The 18,125-nt window shown below is 67.9% G+C and carries 14 protein-coding genes and 1 tRNA gene; 4 read left to right on the forward strand and 11 right to left on the reverse strand.

Annotated elements, in window-relative coordinates:
• Positions 1 to 68: 68 nt before the first annotated feature.
• Positions 69 to 1,436 (reverse strand): metalloprotease PmbA, encoded by a 1,368-nt coding sequence (gene pmbA / locus AC06E9_RS01750; protein WP_478055384.1) that lies wholly within the window; start codon positions 1,434 to 1,436, stop codon positions 69 to 71.
• Positions 1,437 to 1,504: 68 nt separating this feature from the next.
• Here pmbA and yjgA point away from each other — a divergent pair, with 68 nt between their 5' ends.
• Entirely contained in the window at positions 1,505 to 2,119 is a 615-nt protein-coding gene (gene yjgA / locus AC06E9_RS01755; protein WP_478055385.1) for a ribosome biogenesis factor YjgA, read from the forward strand.
• Positions 2,120 to 2,197: 78 nt separating this feature from the next.
• Here the strand turns inward: yjgA and tldD are convergent, their stop codons facing one another.
• The 4 genes from tldD to AC06E9_RS01775 are packed head-to-tail and all read right to left on the reverse strand — an operon-like array spanning position 2,198 to position 9,650.
• Positions 2,198 to 3,643 carry a metalloprotease TldD gene (tldD, locus tag AC06E9_RS01760; RefSeq protein ID WP_121038570.1) on the reverse strand — a complete coding sequence of 482 codons (1,446 nt, stop codon included), beginning with the start codon at positions 3,641 to 3,643 and terminating at the stop codon, positions 2,198 to 2,200.
• Positions 3,644 to 3,697: 54 nt separating this feature from the next.
• Positions 3,698 to 7,558, reverse strand: a complete 3,861-nt coding sequence (locus tag AC06E9_RS01765; protein WP_478055386.1) for a YhdP family protein — start codon at positions 7,556 to 7,558, stop codon at positions 3,698 to 3,700.
• Between the two features lie 30 nt (positions 7,559 to 7,588).
• Complete coding sequence (gene rng, locus AC06E9_RS01770; protein ID WP_121038576.1) at positions 7,589 to 9,076, reverse strand: ribonuclease G; 1,488 nt, start codon at positions 9,074 to 9,076, stop codon at positions 7,589 to 7,591.
• The gene (locus AC06E9_RS01775; protein WP_152154219.1) at positions 9,069 to 9,650 is read right to left on the reverse strand and encodes a Maf-like protein; all 582 of its coding nucleotides are present in this window, start codon (positions 9,648 to 9,650) and stop codon (positions 9,069 to 9,071) included. Before AC06E9_RS01775 ends, rng begins: the two co-directional genes overlap by 8 nt.
• Before the next feature lie 130 nt (positions 9,651 to 9,780).
• Here AC06E9_RS01775 and AC06E9_RS01780 point away from each other — a divergent pair, with 130 nt between their 5' ends.
• The 3 genes from AC06E9_RS01780 (at position 9,781) to AC06E9_RS01790 (ending at position 14,420) form a co-directional block, all read left to right on the forward strand.
• A complete protein-coding gene (locus tag AC06E9_RS01780; protein WP_478055387.1) occupies positions 9,781 to 10,515 on the forward strand; it encodes an SIMPL domain-containing protein in 735 nt (244 codons plus the stop codon).
• Between the two features lie 231 nt (positions 10,516 to 10,746).
• Entirely contained in the window at positions 10,747 to 11,406 is a 660-nt protein-coding gene (locus tag AC06E9_RS01785) for an energy transducer TonB (protein WP_282261833.1), read from the forward strand.
• Between the two features lie 179 nt (positions 11,407 to 11,585).
• Complete coding sequence (locus AC06E9_RS01790) at positions 11,586 to 14,420, forward strand: TonB-dependent receptor (RefSeq protein WP_121038585.1); 2,835 nt, start codon at positions 11,586 to 11,588, stop codon at positions 14,418 to 14,420.
• Positions 14,421 to 14,544: 124 nt separating this feature from the next.
• On the opposite strand, the gene AC06E9_RS01795 is transcribed toward AC06E9_RS01790, so the two are convergent.
• The 6 genes from AC06E9_RS01795 to AC06E9_RS01820 all read right to left on the reverse strand — a co-directional run bounded on the left by AC06E9_RS01795 (position 14,545) and on the right by AC06E9_RS01820 (position 18,068).
• Positions 14,545 to 14,621, reverse strand: a tRNA-Asn gene (locus AC06E9_RS01795).
• Between the two features lie 57 nt (positions 14,622 to 14,678).
• Positions 14,679 to 15,149: a 23S rRNA (pseudouridine(1915)-N(3))-methyltransferase RlmH gene (rlmH, locus tag AC06E9_RS01800; RefSeq protein ID WP_478055388.1), complete on the reverse strand. Its 471-nt coding sequence runs from the start codon at positions 15,147 to 15,149 to the stop codon at positions 14,679 to 14,681.
• Between the two features lie 84 nt (positions 15,150 to 15,233).
• The gene (rsfS, locus tag AC06E9_RS01805) at positions 15,234 to 15,665 is read right to left on the reverse strand and encodes a ribosome silencing factor (protein ID WP_121038588.1); all 432 of its coding nucleotides are present in this window, start codon (positions 15,663 to 15,665) and stop codon (positions 15,234 to 15,236) included.
• A 58-nt stretch (positions 15,666 to 15,723) separates the two neighbouring features.
• Positions 15,724 to 16,389 carry a nicotinate-nucleotide adenylyltransferase gene (gene nadD / locus AC06E9_RS01810; RefSeq protein WP_478055389.1) on the reverse strand — a complete coding sequence of 222 codons (666 nt, stop codon included), beginning with the start codon at positions 16,387 to 16,389 and terminating at the stop codon, positions 15,724 to 15,726.
• A 4-nt stretch (positions 16,390 to 16,393) separates the two neighbouring features.
• A complete protein-coding gene (holA, locus tag AC06E9_RS01815; RefSeq protein ID WP_121038594.1) occupies positions 16,394 to 17,431 on the reverse strand; it encodes a DNA polymerase III subunit delta in 1,038 nt (345 codons plus the stop codon).
• A gap of 31 nt (positions 17,432 to 17,462) precedes the next feature.
• Positions 17,463 to 18,068 carry an LPS-assembly lipoprotein LptE gene (locus AC06E9_RS01820; protein WP_152154206.1) on the reverse strand — a complete coding sequence of 202 codons (606 nt, stop codon included), beginning with the start codon at positions 18,066 to 18,068 and terminating at the stop codon, positions 17,463 to 17,465.
• Positions 18,069 to 18,125: the final 57 nt, after the last annotated feature.

Genomic DNA, 18,125 nt, shown 5'->3' on the forward strand with positions numbered 1-18,125 from the left:
TTGTTCGAGGTAATGGGTAGTGCACGCGGCAGGCTCCCCGCCTGCCAGGGCAGCCTCCATAGAATACGTCAATCGTTACCAGCAACGGTCATTCGTCCTACAAGGATCGACCCGGTGTGCACGTGCGAGCGCGGGTCGATGTCGGTACCCACCGCTTCGATGCTGGCGAACATGTCCTTGAGGTTGCCGGCGATGGTGATGCCGTCCACCGGGTAGCTGATCTCGCCGTTCTCCACGCGGAAGCCGCCGGCACCACGCGAGTAGTCGCCGGTGATGCTGTTGACGCCCTGTCCCATCAGTTCGGTGACCAGCAGGCCATTGCCCATCTGCCGGGCAATGGAGACCAGATCATCCGCGTTGGCGGTGACCTTGAGGTTATGTACGCCACCGGCGTTGGCGGTGGTCGGCAGGCCGAGCTTGCGTGCCGAGTAGCTGCCCAGGATGTAGCGCTCCAGCACGCCATCGCGGATCAGCGCTGAATTGCGGGTGGCCACGCCATCGCCATCGAAGGCGGCCGAGCGCAGCCCACGGCGCAGCAGCGGCAGCTCTTCGATGCCGAACCAGTCCGGGAACAGGCGCGTGCCGACGCTGTCGAGCAGGAAGCTGGCACGGCGGTACAGCGCGCCACCGGAGACGGCGCCGAGCAGATGGCCGATCAGCGAGCGGGCCACCTCCGGCGAATACAGCACCGGCATCTGCGCCGTGGTCATCGAGCGCGGCTCCAGCCGGGCCACGGTACGCGCGGCGGCACGGCGGCCGATCGACGCCGCATCGTCCAGGTCTTCGCGGGCCAGCGCGCTGCTGTACCAACCGTCGCGCTGCATGCCATCGCCCTGCCCGGCGATCAGCGCGCAGCCGATCGAATGGTGGCTGCTGCGCTCGCGGCCGATGAAGCCATGCGAGTTGGCGTACACCGACAGGCTCTGCGCGGTCGCCGCCGAGGCACCATCGGAATTGCTGATGCGGGTATCGGCCTCACGGCCGGCCGCTTCGCAGGCCAGGGCCAGATCCAGCGCCGCATCGGCGCTGAGTTCCCAAGGGTGCCAGCCGTCCAGATCCGGGAATTCACGGGCCATCAGCGCCGCCTCGGCCAGGCCGGCGGCCTCGTCGTCCTCGGTGTGGCGGGCGATCGCGCAGGCCTGGGCCACGGTCGACTCCAGGCTGCTCTCACGCAGGTCGGCGGTGCTGGCGCTGCCCTTGCGCTGGCCGACGTAGACGGTCACGGCGATGCCGCGGTCACGGGTGGACTCGACCGTTTCGACCTCGCCCAGGCGCACGTTCACATCCAGGCCGCGCTCATCGCTGCAGCTGACCTCGGCCTGGGTGGCGCCCAGGGCCTTGGCCCGCTCCAGCAGGCGCTGGGAGATGTCGGCCAGCTGCTCCAAGCGCTGCAGGCTGTCGTCGGCCGGGGAGACTTCAGGGGAGATCACGTTCAATGCTTTATCCTGTACAGGTGAGTGCCCGGCGCGACGCCGGCACAGTTTACGGATGTGGAAATAAGACGATGCGCGGACGCGACGAAGAAACCGGTGAATTCCTTGATATCAGCCGCAGCCAGAACCGCCGGGCTGCGCTGGACGTGCTGGCCCTGGGCGAAAAGCTGGTCTCGCTGACCCCGGCCCAGCTGGCGCGCCTGCCGGTGCCCGACGATCTGCTGCCGCACATCGCCGAGGCCAAGCGCATCACCGCGCATATCGCCCACAAGCGCCAGCTGGCGTTCCTGGCCAAGCACATGCGCCGCGAAGACGACGCCGTGCTGGATGCGATCCGCGATGCGCTGGATGCCAACAGCGAGACCTCGCGCCGTGAAGTGGCGACCATGCACCGCGTGGAAGACTGGCGCGAACGCCTGCTCAAGGACGGCGACAAGGCGCTGGGCGCGTTGCTGGACGAATACCCGCATGCCGACCGCCAGCAGTTGCGTACGCTGGTCCGCAACGCCCAGGCCGAAAAGGCCAAGAACAAGCCGCCGCGCGCCTACCGCGAGATCTTCCAGCTGCTGCGTGCGCTGCTGCTGCCGGCCGCGCTCGGCCTGGAAGGCGTGAACGCCGGCTCCGAAGACGCGCTGGACGACGCGGTCGACACCGACAGCGACAGCGACGAGAACGCCGAGGACTGAGTCCCGGCGCTCACGCGGCGGCGCCAGCACCCCGCTGGCGGCCGCGTGATCAGGCAGCGCAGGCGAATGCATCCCGGCTCAGGCCTGCGTGCCGCCCACGGTGATGCCATCGATCAGCAGGGACGGCTGGCCCACGCCGACCGGCACGCTCTGGCCATCCTTGCCGCAGATGCCCACGCCCTCGTCCAGGGCCAGATCGTTGCCGATCATGCGCACTTTCTGCATGGTTTCCGGCCCGTTGCCGATCAGGGTGGCGCCCTTCACCGGCGCGGTGATTTTTCCGTCTTCGATCAGGTAGGCCTCGGTGGCCGAGAACACGTACTTGCCACTGGTGATGTCGACCTGGCCACCACCGAAGTTGACGGCGTACAGGCCACGCTTGACCGAGCGGATCATTTCTTCCGGATCGTGCTGGCCGGCGCGCATGTAGGTGTTGGTCATGCGCGGCATGGTCATGTGCGCGAATGATTCACGGCGGCCGTTGCCGGTCGGGGCCACGCCCATCAGGCGCGCATTGAGCGAATCCTGCATGTAGCCGACCAGGATGCCGTCTTCGATCAGTGTGGTGCACTGGGTCGGGTGGCCTTCGTCATCGATGTTCAGCGAGCCGCGGCGTCCGTCCAGCGTGCCGTCGTCAACGATGGTCACGCCCGGTGCGGCCACGCGCTCGCCGATCCGGCCGGCGTAGACGCTGGTGCCCTTGCGGTTGAAGTCGCCTTCCAGGCCGTGGCCGACCGCTTCGTGCAGCAGCACGCCGGGCCAGCCCGGGCCCAGCACCACGGTCATCACCCCGGCCGGGGCCGGAACCGCCTCCAGGTTCACCAGCGCCTGGCGCAGCGCCTCGCGGGCAAAACCTTCCGGGCGCCCATCGGCGAACAGGTCTTCATAGCTGTAACGGCCGCCGCCACCGGAGTAGCCCGACTCGCGCCGGCCGTGCTGCTCGACGATCACCTGTACGTTCAAGCGCACCAGCGGGCGGATATCCGCGGCGAGCACGCCATCGCTGCGCGCGATCAGGACCGTATCCACGCCGCCGGAAAGGCTGACCATCACCTGCTGCACGCGCGGGTCGGCGGCGCGCAGGTAGCGGTCCAGCCGCTTGAGCATCTCCACCTTGGCCTCGTTGCCCATGCCATCGATGGGGTCCAGCGCCGGGTACAGCGCGCGGCCACTGCCACGCACCAGTGAGCGGGCCGACTGTGCCCCGCCCTCGCGGGAGATGGCGCGGGCCGAGTTGGCCGCGGCCAGCAGCGCGTCGCTGTGGATGTCATCGGAGTAGGCGAAGCCGGTCTTCTCGCCGGCGATGGCGCGTACGCCCACGCCCTGCTCGATCGAATGCGCCCCGTCCTTGACGATGCCGTCCTCCACGCTCCAGCTCTCGCGGCGCGCGTGCTGGAAATAGAGATCCCCGAAATCGATGCCCGGGCCCAACAGGGTGCCGAACGTGCGTTCCAGACCGTTCGCATCCAGCCCGGCGGGCAGCAGCAGACGGTCGGTGGCCAGCGAAAGTGCGTTGTTGTTCATGCTCTTTGATCTGTGGGCGCCGGGCGCAATCGCAACCCGGGCGCGGGAAAGGGGTCAGCGCGCCGGCGGTGCGGCCGGGGCCGGCTTGGGCGCTGCGTCGCGGTCGATCACATCGACCTTGGGTTCGGCCCAGGGGCCGGTCACGCGGTACGTCTTGGCGCCGATCTCGCCCAGCGGCTTGGACAGCACCGCGTTGGCCGCCGCACCGACCGCCGCCCCCACCGGCCCGCCGGCGACCGCGCCGACCACGGTCAGCAGGTTGCCGGCGCGCGGGTTGACGTCGATGGTCTGATCGAAGCGTTGCTGGCGCAGGTCGGTCTGGCCGCGGATGGTGATGTTCGCCGCCGGGCCTTCGATCAGCACCTTGTCGGTCGTGGCCATGCCGTCGGCGAACGCCACGCGGCCCTCGACCTGGTTGAAGGCGAAGCCCTTGGAGAAGAAATCGCGGAAATCGAACATCAACCGGCGCGGCAGCTGGGTCACACTGAGCAGGCCGAGCACGCGCCCGGCACCGGGTTCGAGTTCCAGCAACTGGCCGTTGCGGGCCTGCACATCGAGCTGGCCCTGCAGCGCGCCGAGCTGGAAGTCGGATGGGCCGCCCTGCCAACCGGCCGACATGGTCAGCTGGCCCTGACCGCCACGCAGCTGGCCGCCGTAATCGAGATTCTGCATCAGCCCGCCGAGGTCCTCGCTCTTGACCTGCACGTTGAACTGGCTGCGCGCGGCCTCGCCCATGCCCATCCAGCGGCCATTGACGTCGATCTCCTGCTTGGGCGCGCGGAACTGCAGCTGGTCCACGCTCAGGCCGTTGGCCATCGGCCGCGTGCGCAATACCGCCTGGCCGAGCTTGGCCTTGCCGAACTGGAGGTCATCGATATCCAGCGACAGCGGCGGGATTTTGGCCGGATTGGTGTCATTGGCACTGGCCTGGACCCGCGCCGGCAGGGCCACGTCCGGTGGCAGCAGGATCGGAGCGCCATCGCTGGGCGCCTTGACCGGCGTCGGCAGCGATTGCCAGTGCACCCGGCTGAGCTTGCCGACGATGGTGCCGCCCTCGGCATTGGGCACGGTCAGGCCGCCCGCCAGCGAGGGACCGTCCAGGCGCACGTCCACGCTGCTGCTGGTCGGCCGCAGTTGCAGCCGGGTCTGTGGGAACACGCCACCGGCAAGCAGCAGCTGGCCGACCTGCACGTCCACCTGCCGCAGCGGCATCGGGTCCTTGCCGTCGCCGCCGTCCGGCGAGCGGGCCAGGGCGATCCACTCCAACGCATCCAGCGAGCCGCTGCGCCCGTTCACCACCAGCCCGCTGGCCGGCGGATCGCGATCCACGCGGTCGCTGCCGAGGGTGACCTGCACGCCGGTCTGGTTGTCATGCGTGCGCGCGGCCAAGGCCAGGCGCTGGCCGAAGGCGACATCCACACGGCCGCTGCCCATCGGCAGCTGTGCGGTGACGTCCGTCGCCAACGGCGTGGCGGCGGGCTTGTCCAGCGGCGCAGGCAGTTCCAGGGTGGTGCCGACCAGATCCGAATGCAGCTTGAGCACGGTGGGCGGCTCGACCTTGCTGGCGGCCGCGACCTTGGGCAGGGTCACCCCGATGGTCCAGCGTGAGGTGCCCTGGATGTAAGGTTTGAGCCAGTTCAATTCGGGCGCCCGGTCCAACAGCGCGCCGGCTTCCAGCGAGGCGGTCAGCTCGGATTCGAAGGCCTGTTGCGGATCCCGCACGAACTCCCCGGCGCGCAGGCTGAGCAGCCCGTCCTGGCCCTGGTGGCGCACGGCCAGGTGCTCCGCATCGAAGCCGCCGTGGCCATAGCGTGCCGTGCCGCGCATGTTCTCGAAGACCAGGTCGAAACGCTTGTCGGTGAGGGTCGCGCCATTGAGATCGACCGTGCCCTGCAGGTGACCGCCGCCGTCGTCGTGATGCAGTGGCTGCAGCAGGTCGAAGGTGACCGCGGCCGGCCCCTTCGCAGTGAGATTGTCCAGCGTCTCGCCATAGGTGGCCTGCAACGGACTCTGCTTGAGCATGGCCAGCAGTGCACCGGCATCGCTGCGGCTGGTGGCCTTGACGTACAGATCGGTCTCGCCGAAATCGGGAATGCCGGCATCGAAGTGGTCCACCGCCACCCCGGCCAGGTCGCCCTTGCCATGCAGTTCGAAGCCCGGGCCGATGAAGGCGATATCGGCATCGACCTTGTTCATCGCCGGCCAGTCGTGCTGGAAGCGGATGCTGCCGGCGTCGATGTGGCCGGTCGCCTCGAAGCGGCCGTTGTTCTTGTCGAACGGCCAGTCTTCCAGATCGCCGGTCACCAGGCCCACGCCGCCACGCACCTGGCCGGAGACCAGGGCGGCATCCAGCCAATCGGTGGCGGTCTTGCTCATCTTGGAATGGATCCAGAAACGCTTGGCCGCCGTCATCGGCACATCGTCGATCCTGGCCGCCAGTTCCAGCCAGGGGCGCGTGCCGTTGTTCTGGAACCAGATGCCGCCGCGCACATCGGCGGCGTAATCGGTGCCCTGCACGCGCAGCGCCGGGGTGCCGATCCGCCAGCCGCCGGCCTCATCGCGCCAGCCCACCAACCGGCCGGCCAGGCGCACGTCGTGGCGCTCGCCAAAGCCGCTCGGCCAATCGAAATGCATCACCTGCTGCGGCTGCAGATCCAGGGTGAAGCCATCGGCATCGCCGTTGAAGCGCCCGCCCACACCGCTGAGCCCGGGCGAATGCCCGACCGCCGCGAAGCGGATGTCTTCCAGATCCCCGTCGACCGACAGCGGGCCGCCCTGCTCGCCTGCCACCCGTACGCGGGTCATGCGCACCTGCGGTGCGGCCTCGTGCAGCCACTCGCGCAGGCCGGGATCGATCCGGTCGGTCAGCGCCAGCCCCCGCAACAGCGCGGTGGCATCGATGTTGTCGCCGGCCAGCGCGAAGTGCTGCCCGCCGGCCAGCAGCAGCCCATCCAGTTGCTGGGTGCTGCCTTCCATGCCGATCCGCAACCGCGGCGCATCGGCGCGCCAGCCACCCTGCACCCAGCGCCAGCGTGCGCGTAGTTCCAGCGTGTCCAACGCGAGCTGCGGGTGGGTGCCGTCCGCCAGCTTCACGCCGCGCACCTGTACGTTCTGAAGGTCCGCATCGGTGGTGACCATCACCACCCGGTGATCGCGCAGGTCCACCCACGCATTGAACTCACCGGTACCCTGCTGCAGGCCGATGCCGCCGAACTGCAGCAGCGAGGACCACGCCCGGAAGTCGGCCGGGTCGGCCGAGAACCAGGCCTGACCATCGCCGCGCTTGCGCTCGAATTCCAGCACCGCCGTCAGCGGCTGTGCGGACGGGTCGGCCCACGCACGCGCCCCAACCCGCAGGCGCTGGCCGTTGACGCGCAGGCGCAGGTCGATCCGCGGCAGCACGGCGCTTATGCCCAGCGAGGGCGCGTCCACCTTCAAGCGGCCACCGATCACCTGCAGCTCGCCGAGGCGACGCAGTGTCTCCAGTGGATCGCCTGCACCGGACTGCGGCAGGCCCTGCACCGACCAGCGGCCGTCGTCGGCACGCTGCAGCACCAGCGCCAGGCCGCGCAGGCGCAGCTCGGTCAGCGAGTGGCCCGGCAGCAGGCCGGCATACATCGAGACCAGCACCTCGGCCTCGCCGATGCGCAGGCCCTGCCCTTCACCGATGCGCAGCCCTGTGAGCTGCAGCAGCGGGCCGCGCCGGGTCCAGGCGGTATCCAGCGCATCGAAGCGCACCGGTTGGCCCGCGCGCGCACTCAACCACGCCGCCACCTTGTCCGGGTGACGCTCGGCCAAGGGCAACAGCTGGCTGGCAGTGCCGACCAGCAGCGCCACGCCCACGAGCAGGACCGCCACCGCATACACAGCATGGCGGCGGATCCGGCGCAGGCGCAGGCGCAGCGGTGTGCTCATCGGAACGTGGGAATGCCGGACCGGCCGCGGTCAGAGCAGCACGACATCGAACTGCTCCTGCAGGTACTGCTCGTCCGCCTGGAAGCGGATGCTCTTGCCCAGGAACTCCTCCAGTTCGGCCACCGCCGAGGATTCCTCGTCGGTGATGCGTGCGACCACCTTCGAGGAAGCGATCACCAGCAGGCGCGCCGCATCGAACTGACGCACCGCCCGGGTGATCTCGCGGAAGATCTCGTAAGTGACCGTTTCGGCGGTCTTGATCGAGCCCCGCCCACTGCACTCCGGGCACGGCTCGGACAGTTGCCGCTCCAGGCTTTCCACGGTGCGCTTGCGGGTCATCTCGACCAGGCCCAGCGGCGAGAAATCGTAGACGGTGGTCTTGGCATGGTCGCGGGCCAGCGCCTTCTCCAGGGTGCGCAGCACCTGGCGGCGATGCTCGGCATCGTCCATATCGATGAAGTCGATGATGATGATGCCGCCCAGGTTGCGCAGCCTCAGTTGCCGCGCCACCGCCTGCGCGGCCTCCAGATTGGTGCGGAACACGGTCTCTTCGAGGTTGCGCTGGCCCAGGAACGAACCGGTGTTCACGTCGATGGTCGTCATCGCCTCGGTCTGGTCGATCACCAGATAGCCACCGGACTTCAGCGGGACCTGCTTGTCCAGCGCCCGGCCGATTTCATCCTCGACCCCGAACATGTCGAAGATCGGGCGATCACCGCTGTACAGCTCCAGTTTCTCGGCCAGCACCGGCATGTACTTGGCCACGAAGGCCTGCAGCTGGTTGAAGGTCTCCTTGGAATCGACCTTGACCTTGTCCACGTCCTTGCGGATCAGATCGCGCACCGAGCGCAGCGGCAGGCTCAGGTCTTCATAGATCACGCTGAGCGGTGCGGCATCGCGGCCACGGCGCTCCACCACGTTCCAGACCCGCGACAGGTAGGCCACGTCTTCGGCGATCGCCTCCGCCGGCTGGCCTTCGGCATTGGTGCGCACGATGTAGCCGTAGCCGCCGTGCTGGGCCGACAGTTCGGTCACCAGGCTCTTCAGGCGGGCGCGCTCGGCCTCGTCCTCGATCCGGGCCGACACGCCCACCACCTTGGACTGCGGCAGCAGCACCATGTAACGCGAGGGAATGCTGATCTGGGTGGTCAGGCGGGCACCCTTGGTCCCGATCGGGTCCTTGACCACCTGCACCACGATGTCCTGGCCGTCGCGCAGCAGCTCGACGATCGGCACCGAGGACGGCGGCGGCAACGTGGTGCCTTCGGTATCCGGGCTGGCCACCGGGGCCGGGCGGATCACATCGTTGGCGTGCAGGAACGCGGCGCGCTCCAGCCCGACCTCGACGAAGGCCGCCTGCATGCCCGGCATCACCCGCTGCACCTTGCCCTTGTAGATGTTGCCGACCACGCCGCGGCGCCAGCCACGTTCGATGTGCAGTTCCTGCAGCATGCCGTTCTCGATGACGGCGACGCGGGTTTCCCGCGGAGTGACATTGACCAGGATTTCTTCAGACATGGGCGACTCCCTTCAGTTCGAACGTCTGCAGCAACTGCTCGGTCTGTTGCAGGGGCAAACCCATCACACCCGAATAGCTTCCCGCCAGATGGCGGATATATCGTTCGGCGCCACCCTGGATCGCATAGGCACCGGCTTTGTCCATCGGCTCGCCACTGGCCACGTAGGCTGCGATCCGATCCTCCTCGATCGCCGCGAACGTCACCTCCGAGACCACCAGCACGCCCTGTTCCCGGCCGGCAGCGACCAGTGCCACGGCGGTCATCACCTGGTGGGTGCGCCCGGCCAACGCGCGCAGCATCGCGCAGGCGTCAGCAGCATCGGCCGGTTTACCGAACACGCGCCCGTCGAGCACGACCTCGGTGTCCGAGCCCAGCACCACCGCCTCGGGGTCATGCGCGACAAGCGCCAACCCGGCGCGCGCCTTGTCGGCGGCGACCCGCTGCACGTAATCGGCGGCGGACTCGTCGGGCGCGCGGACTTCGGGCACGTGAAGCTCAAGCGCCTGGAAGGGTCGTTCCAGGCGCGCAAGCAGTTCGTTTCGTCGGGGGGATCGAGAGGCAAGATAAAGCATCGAGGAAGCATAACCTGAGCCTACTGTCTGAATCGCGAGCAACACGCTTGAATCGTGATCAACCCCATCAAACCTCACGACGCGTTCATCGCCCCGACACCAACCTCAACGTCTTCACAAGGAGATGTACATGCGCCGCCCGTCCCTGTCCCCGTTGCTGCTCGCCCTGTCCCTTGCCCTGGGAGCTTCGATGACCGCCCACGCCCAGTCCCAGCCCACCATCGCCGTGCCGGCCGACGGCACCCTGCTCAACATCTCGGCCAATGCCGAGGCCAAGCGCGTGCCGGACGTGGCCACGCTCTCGGCCGGCGTGGTGACCCAGGCCGTGGACGGCAACACCGCCATGCGCCAGAACGCCGAGCAGATGACCAAGGTGCTCGCCGCGATCAAGGCCGCCGGCATCGCCGAGCGTGATGTGCAGACCAGCGGCGTCAACCTGAGCCCGCAGTATCGCTATGCCGACAACGAGGCACCGAAGATCACCGGGTATCAGGCCAGCAACACGGTCAGCCTGAAAGTGCGCGACATCGCCAAGCTCGGCAAAGTACTCGACGCACTGGCCGCCCAGGGCGCCAACCAGATCAACGGCCCGCAGTTCGAGATCGACCAGCCCGAACCGGTCTATGACGAGGCCCGCCTGGCCGCGCTGAAGAAAGCCCAGGCCCGTGCGGAGACCTACGCCAAGTCGCTGGGCCTGCGCGTGCGCCGGATCGTGAGCATCTCCGAGAGCGGCGGCGGCAACTTCCGCCCGGTGATGATGCGTGCGGCGGCGGCGCCGATGGCGGCCGACGTGTCCACCCCGGTCTCGCCGGGCGAATCGACCGTGTCGGTCAACCTGGACGTGGTGTTCGACCTGGGCCGGTAACACGTCAGAAGAGAGCGGACCAGCGGTCCGCTCCTGCCTGGCATGACGGCGCCTGCGGGCGCCGTCATGCTGTCTGCGGCTGGATCCTGACTGCCAGCCAACTCGCCACCCTGCCCCTGACTTCCGGCCCACGCCGCGCTCGGGTATTGCTGTCAGTGCGCGGCCCCGCCTGACCCCATGCGCCGCGCAGGCACGTTGATGTTCCCGCACATCTGGCAAGGAGAGTGGAGCATGGTCCGTACCCCGTCCCCGGTTGTCCCGCTGCCCATCGAAGCGTCCCGCGTGCTCGGGTGGAGCACCGCCATCGCGGTCCATGCGCTGGCCCTGATGCTGTTGTTGATTCCTGCCGCACAGCCGCTGATCACGGCCCCGCGCGAGCGCATGCGGGTGAGCTGGGTGCTGCCTCCGCCGCCGCAGCCGGAGATCATCCGTCACCCTCCAGCGGACCCGCAGCGGCTCCCCCCGACCGTGCCCGTGACCACGCAACGCGCGCCGGCACCGCTGCCGACACCCACCGCCACCCTCGACGAGGCGCCCGCGGTGGCACCGATGCCCGCCAGCGAGACCGCCGCACCGGCGCTGGAACCGGCCCCCGCCGCGCCCTCGCCCGCCGCCGGAGCCCAACTGCAGTACCGCAGCGCGCCACCCCCGCCCTATCCCGTCGCGGCGATCCGCCTTGGCCAGGAGGGGACGGTCCTGCTGCGCATCCGGGTGGGCACCGATGGCAACCCCGTCGCGGTCAGCATCGAAAAGAGCAGCGGCTCTCGTGCTCTGGACCAGGCAGCGCGTCAGCAGGTAATGCGTCATTGGCGCTTCGTGCCCGCGACCGTCAATGGGCAGGTGGTCCAAGCCGATGGCCTGGTGCCGGTGGAGTTTTCGTTGCCGCACTGATGGGCTGGGAGGGCCCCGTCGGGGCTCTCCCCATTCACACAAGGCCCTCACACGATCTTTCGCGAATTAAGCAATTTTTCACACTTGCGTCACCTGCCGGAAACCTAGATTGGCGCCGTCGCCAGTGATTTCGATGACGACCCTCACACATGTAGGTTTTCCCAGTCAGGAGAGAAGCTGTGAAACACCCGATCCAACGCCGCGACGACAGCCGCCGCAATACCCTGGCCCATTCCATTTCCACGATCCTGACCAGCGGCGCGCTGCTGCTGGTGGGCGCCATGGCGTCGTCCTCCGCGTTCGCGCAGGAGCAGGCGACCAACCTTGACCGGATCACGGTGACCGGCTCGAACATCCCCCGCACCAACACCGAGACTCCCTCCCCCGTCCAGGTGGTCACCCGCCAGGAGATTGACCGCACCGGCAAGACCACGGTCGCCGAGTACCTGCAGACCCTGACCGCGGATGGGTCCGGCTCCATTCCCAAGACCTTCGGCAACGGCTTTGCCGGCGGTGGCGCGGGCATCTCGCTGCGCGGCCTGGGCGCCGGCTCCACGCTGGTGCTGTTGAACGGCCGCCGCATGGCGACCTACGGCCTGGCCGATGACGGCCAGAAAGTCTTCACCGATCTGAGCACGATTCCGCTGGATGCGGTCGAGCGCATCGAAGTCCTCAAGGACGGCGCTTCTGCGATCTACGGTTCCGATGCCATCGCCGGCGTGGTCAACATCATCCTGCGCAGCGACTTCAACGGCGCCATCCTGCGCGCCTCCTACGGCCTGTCCGGTGACAGCGACGGCGATGCCAAGAAGGCCACCCTGACCGCCGGTACCGGCGACCTGGCCACCGATGGCTGGAATGCGTTCTTCAGCCTGGACGTGGGCAAGACCGACGCAATCAAGATCAGCGACCGCAAGAACCGCAAGTGGATCGGCACCGGCGATATCCGCCCGTGGGGCTACGGCAACAACGCCCAGTTCCTGGGTGGCGCCGCGCTGTCCGGCGGTACCCGTGGCGGTGTGGGTCCGACCGGTTCGGTCTTCGACGATCGCGCCGTGACCGCTGACAATCCGGCCTTCCTCGTTGCGCTCCCAGGCTGTGCGGGCCTTACCACCATTCCTGGCCAGAACGACGTCACCGCACAGCAGCAGGGCTGCCTGTGGGATCCGAACCAGCTGTACCGTGACCTGACCCCGGAAGAGAAGTACGTCAACGTGTTCGGTCGCGCCAGCTTCGCCTTCGGAGAGGGCGGTGAGATCTACACCGAAATCGGCTACTCCAAGAAGGAAACCACCTTCAGCAACACGCCCTCCGGCGTGTCCGGCGGCTGGGGCTATCCCGGCGGCCCGGTCAACGCCAACAGCGGCGATGGCGCCACCGTGCTCGGCCCTACCCATCCGGACAATCCCATCCCCGGCCAGGCCTCGCGCCTGCGCTACTCGGCCTGGGATGTCGGCCCGCGCGTGACGGAGAACACCAACGAGTTCAACCGCTTCCTGGTGGGCGTGAAGGGCAACTGGGGTGAGTGGAGCTACGACACCGCCTACCTGCATTCGGGGACGGATCTGGTCAACAAGCGCACCGGCTTCCTGCGCTACAGCGCCGTGCAGTGCGCGCTTGGGAACCCGGCCTGCCCAGGCGGGGTGTGGCGCATCGGCGACAACGCCGGGCTCAATTCGCAGGCGCTGTATGACTACATCTCGCCTGACATCAGCGCACGCGCCAAGTCCAGCCTGGATATGTTCGACTTCACCGTGTCGCGCAGCCTGATGGACCTCAAAGGTGGCCCGCTTGGCCTGGCGCTGGGTACCGAATGGCGCAAGACCAGCAACAGCCTGACCCCGCAGACCTATACCGACCAGGGCGACATCATCGGCCTGGGTTACTCGGCCTATGACGGCACGCAGAACGTTTACGCCGGTTACGTCGAACTGTCCGCCCCGGTGCTGGAGCAGTTGGAACTGTCCGGCGCGGTGCGCTATGACAAGTATGAAAGCGGCGAGGGCAAGGCGACGCCGAAGGTCGGCATCAAGTGGACCCCGGCCGACTGGATCGCGGTCCGCGGCAGCTATGCCGAAGGCTTCCGCGCGCCGAATCCGGCCGAGAACGGCGACGGTGGCCTGGCCGCGTTCTCCAACGCTGCCGATCCCGTGCGCTGCCCCGGCGGCAACCCGGCCCCGGGCGCGACCGATGACGATTGCGGCGCACTGCCGGTCGCCATCATCACCCGCCCGAACCAGGACCTGAAGCCGGAGGAATCCAAGAGTTATTCAGTCGGCCTGGTGCTGCAGCCGACCTCAAGCACCTCGATGACGGTCGACGCGTGGCAGATCAAGCGTACCAACGAAATCGCCCAGGGCAGTACTGCCGAAGCGATTGCCGCAGGCAACGTGCTGCGTGACAACAACCTGCTCAATGGTGTTCCCGGCACCGGCAGCATCCTGGCGGTCAATACGCAGTACATCAACGCTGCATCGACCCGCGTCCGCGGTATCGATACCGACATCCGCCAGACCTTCGACATCGGTCCGGGCCAGCTGGAGATGGACCTGCAGTGGAGCCATGTGCTCAAGTTCGAGCGTACCGATGCCGACGTGACCGTCGACTATGCCGGCACGCACGGCAACTGCGACGTCACCAACTGCATCGGCACCCCGAAGGACCGCATCAACTTCGGCACCACCTGGAAGCAGGGCCCGTGGAGCGTCAGCGGCGTGGCCAACTACATCTCCAAGATGGAGAACACCGACTTCCGCGGTCCGGACGGCTCGTATCAGTTCGCCTATGCCGACGGCACCGACGTCACCAAGATCTCTTCGTTCACCACCTTCGACCTGTCCGGTCGCTGGAACATCACCGAGGCCTTCGAGTTGAACGCATCGGTGCAGAACCTGTTCGACCGCATCGCTCCGCTGGATCCGACCACCTACGGTGGCGTGAACTACAACCCGCTGCACTTCAGCGGCGCGATCGGCCGTTACTTCACCGTCGGTGCCAAGTACACCTTCGAATGAGGTAAGCGCACTTGGGGAACAAGGAGCCCGGGCATTGCCCGGGCTTTTTGTTTGGATCGCGGCACGCGGGTAAATCGCGGACAAGAAAAAGCCCCGCATCGCTGCGAGGCTTTTCTTCAAATCTTGGCGCCCGAAGTTGGACTCGAACCAACGACCCCCTGATTAACAGTCAAGTGCTCTAACCGGCTGAGCTATTCGGGCGGGGTGCGCATTGTAGCCCGTTTTTCGCGAGATGTAACCCGTCTGGCGACAACTATTTCACGCGCGGTGATACGGATGGTTGGCCAGCATCGCCGCGGCGCGGTACAGCTGCTCGGCCACTACCAGGCGCACCAGCATGTGCGGCAGCGTCAGCGGGCCGATCGACCATTTCTCATCAGCCATTGCCGACACTTCCGCCGAATGCCCTTCCGGCCCGCCGATCAGGAAGGCCAGGTCCCTGCCCTGGCCGCGCCAATGCTCCAGGCGCTGCGCCAGCTGCTCGGAACTGAGCGGGCGTCCCGGTACATCAAGCGCGACCACATAGGCATTTTTCGGCAACGCGGCGATCACCCGCTTGCCTTCGCCATCGGTCGCGCGGCGCGCATCGCGGCCCTTGCCGCGCAGGCCGGGTTCGATCTCGACCAGCTCGAACGGCAACCAGTGCGAGAGCCGCTTCTGGTACTCGGCAAAGCCCTGCGCCACCCAGGATGGGGCGCGCTCGCCGGTGGCGATCAGCTTGGCTTTCATGTCTGTCCTCCGCAGCCACCACAGGCGGCGCCGCAAAAGACAACGGCGCCATCGGCGCCGTTGTCGTGACCGGGCACGCTGCGATCAGCGCGCGTCGTAGTCGTCGTCCGCATCGTCGAGCAGTTCGATCGGCGGCTGGTCGCCCACGGTCCACAGCCGCTCGAGCGCGTAGAACTCACGCACGCGCGGCAGCATCACGTGAACGATCACATCGCCCAGGTCGACCAGCACCCACTCGGCTTCGCGCTCGCCTTCCACACCCAGCGGCATCACGCCCAGCTTCTTGGCGAACTTCACCACTTCGTCGGCGATCGACTTGACGTGACGGCTGGAGGTGCCCGAGGCGATCACCATGTAATCGGCGACGCTGGAGCGGCCGATGACGTCGATCTCAACGAGATCCTTGGCCTTCAGTTCTTCGGTGGCCCCGCGCACGCACTCGAGCAGCTGCAGAACGGAGGGCGCCGGATTGGGCAGTTGGACCTTGATGGTCTGGGGCTGGGCTTGGTTGCTCAAAGCGGGTCAACTCGATAAATGTGGGGCCGATTATACGGGGCGGCGGGCCCGCGCGTATTCACGACGGTGTCGCGCCGTACAGGCGGTGGTCGATGATGTAGCCCGCCACCGCCTCAGGCAGCAGTTGCCGCCAGGGCCCGGCGGCGGCGATCTGCGCGCGCACCGCGGTGGCCGATTCCTCGCGCAACGGCGCCTGCAAGCGCATCAGGCGCCCGGCCGACGCGCTGAACAGCTCACGCTCGTGGCTGGCCCAGCGCCCTTCCAGGGCCTGCGCCAGCACCGGGTCGCAGGCGGCGGCCAGGGGACTGCCGGGGCGGTCGGCGACGATGAAATGGGCCAGCTCGAACAGCGCTTCCCATTCGTGCCAGCTGGGCAGGGCCAACAGGCTGTCGGCACCGACCAGCCAGGCGATCGGCTGGCGCGGGCCCAGCTCGGCGCGCAGCTCGCGCAGCGTATCGACGGTGTAGGACGGCACACCGGGCTGGCGCTCGGCCCGGTCCAGCTCGCGCCGGTCCAGCAGCAGGCCGGGCTCATCGCCGATGGCCAAGGCCAGCATGGCCAGGCGCTGTGCGGCATCAGCGCCGGGGGCGGCACGGTGCGGTGGATCGGCGGCCGGCAGCAGGCGTACGGCTACCTGCAGCTGGTCGCGGGCGGCGCGGGCAATGGCCAGATGGCCCAGATGGACGGGATCGAAGGTCCCGCCGTAATAGATGCGCAGCCCCATGGGCTCAGGCCCGGGCGAGCAGGCGCACAGCGCGAGCTTCGGAGACGGCGATCAGCAGCCGCTCCAGCGCCAGCCAGGCGTCGCCATCGGCGCGCCCCTTGGCGATGCGGTCCACCAGCCCGGCTTCGGCCACGAAGCGCTCCCAGCGCTTGACCTCGGGATGGCGCTGCAGCGCGCGCTTGAACGGCGCCTGCCGCGATTCCCAGATGCCGCGGCTCTTCATTTCCGCAGCCAGGTTGCCACCGCGCGCCTGCACCCGCGCCAGACCGGCGGTGGAGAGCAACTCGCGGATCACGATCGGCGTCAGCGCCGCCACCGCTTCACCTTCGGCACGCAGGCCGGCGATCATGCGCAGCACGGCCGCAGGCTGACCCGAGAAGGTCGCCTCGACCAGACGGAACACGTCATAACGGGCGGCATCGGCCACCAGCGATTCCATCGTGTCCACATCCAGGGTCTGGCCATCGGCCAGCAGCGCCAGCTTGTCGATTTCCTGGGCGGCGGCGAGCAGGTTGCCTTCCACCCGTTCGGCCAGGCGCTGCACCGCCTGCGGGTCGGCGCGCAGGCCCTTGCCACGCAGCCGGCGCTCGATCCACTCGGTGAGTTCATGCGGCTTGATCGCCCAGGCCACCGAGATCACCCCGGCGCGGCCAACGGCATCGGCCCACTTGGTCTGGTGGGCCTTGCTCCATTCATTGCAGGTGATCAGCAGGATCACGTCCGGCGCCGGGTTGGCACAGAACTGGCTGATCACTTCGGCGCCTTCCTTGCCCGGCTTGCCACTGGGCAGGCGCAGTTCCATCAGGCGACGTGCACTGAACAGACTGGGCGCGTTGAAACTGGCATCGAGCTGGTGCCAATCGAAGTCACGGCCATCGGCATCGAAGACTTCGCGCTCGTTGACGCCCTCGGCGCGTGCGCGCGCCCGCACCGCATCGGCAGCTTCCAGCACACGCAGCGTTTCCGGACCGGCGATCAGGTAGACCGGGGCCAACGGCTGGCTGGCCGGTTGGCTGGCAAGCTGTTCGGGGCGCAGTTCCATCCGGGCAGGCCGATCCGCAGGCGGACCGGATTCAGTGTCCCTGCGGGACGTCGGCGGGTACCGCCGGTGCCGGGGTCGGGGTGGTAGTGGGCGTCACGGCCGGAGTCGTGCCGGACTTGGCCGGGGCACGGCCATGCTCCAGTTCCGCGCGGACCACGCTGTCGATACGCCGCATGATCGAGGCGGACATCTCACGGCGCAGTTCGTCGGCGAGGATTTCGCGTTCGGTGGTGGTACCGGTGGCGTCGGTCGGCGGCGACACGTAGTCGCGTGAGAGTTCGATCACCTGCTGCGGCACCAGCTCGCTGCCGTCTTCGCGGCGGAAGATGAAGATCACCGCATAGCGCAGGCTGTACTCCTGGGCACGGCCCTGGGCATCGATCGCAATCGGCAGATCGCCCCAGCGCTCGGACAATACCTGCAGCTGCGAGGCCGGGCCGGTGCTGTCCGGATCCGCCAACTGCGCACCGGAGGCCTGCAGGCCACGGCGGAGCAACTTGACCAGCTCACTGTAAGGCGCGGTGGAGACCACCTGCACCGCGGCCGTATCGGCCGGCAGCATCAACTTGTTGCGCAGATGGAAGCCGCACCCGGCAAGGGTTGCGGTCAGGACAAGGGCAAGCAGGAATCGGGTCATGGATACAGTCTGTAGGAGCGCGGCGGTCGCGGCAACAAGCAGTGATCCTGCCGGATG

The sequence above is a fragment of the Stenotrophomonas sp. Steno-Z10-BAI genome (assembly GCF_056393115.1).

What these genes read in the sequence shown, in the direction of transcription:
- yjgA (WP_478055385.1), top strand. Translation starts at nt 1,505, where the DNA reads ATGCGCGGACGCGACGAAGAAACCGGTGAATTCCTTGATATCAGCCGC.
- tldD (WP_121038570.1), bottom strand. Translation starts at nt 3,643, where the DNA reads ATGAACAACAACGCACTTTCGCTGGCCACCGACCGTCTGCTGCTGCCC.
- AC06E9_RS01765 (WP_478055386.1), bottom strand. Translation starts at nt 7,558, where the DNA reads ATGAGCACACCGCTGCGCCTGCGCCTGCGCCGGATCCGCCGCCATGCT.
- rng (WP_121038576.1), bottom strand. Translation starts at nt 9,076, where the DNA reads ATGTCTGAAGAAATCCTGGTCAATGTCACTCCGCGGGAAACCCGCGTC.
- AC06E9_RS01775 (WP_152154219.1), bottom strand. Translation starts at nt 9,650, where the DNA reads ATGCTTTATCTTGCCTCTCGATCCCCCCGACGAAACGAACTGCTTGCG.
- AC06E9_RS01780 (WP_478055387.1), top strand. Translation starts at nt 9,781, where the DNA reads ATGCGCCGCCCGTCCCTGTCCCCGTTGCTGCTCGCCCTGTCCCTTGCC.
- AC06E9_RS01785 (WP_282261833.1), top strand. Translation starts at nt 10,747, where the DNA reads ATGGTCCGTACCCCGTCCCCGGTTGTCCCGCTGCCCATCGAAGCGTCC.
- rlmH (WP_478055388.1), bottom strand. Translation starts at nt 15,149, where the DNA reads ATGAAAGCCAAGCTGATCGCCACCGGCGAGCGCGCCCCATCCTGGGTG.
- nadD (WP_478055389.1), bottom strand. Translation starts at nt 16,389, where the DNA reads ATGGGGCTGCGCATCTATTACGGCGGGACCTTCGATCCCGTCCATCTG.
- holA (WP_121038594.1), bottom strand. Translation starts at nt 17,431, where the DNA reads ATGGAACTGCGCCCCGAACAGCTTGCCAGCCAACCGGCCAGCCAGCCG.
- AC06E9_RS01820 (WP_152154206.1), bottom strand. Translation starts at nt 18,068, where the DNA reads ATGACCCGATTCCTGCTTGCCCTTGTCCTGACCGCAACCCTTGCCGGG.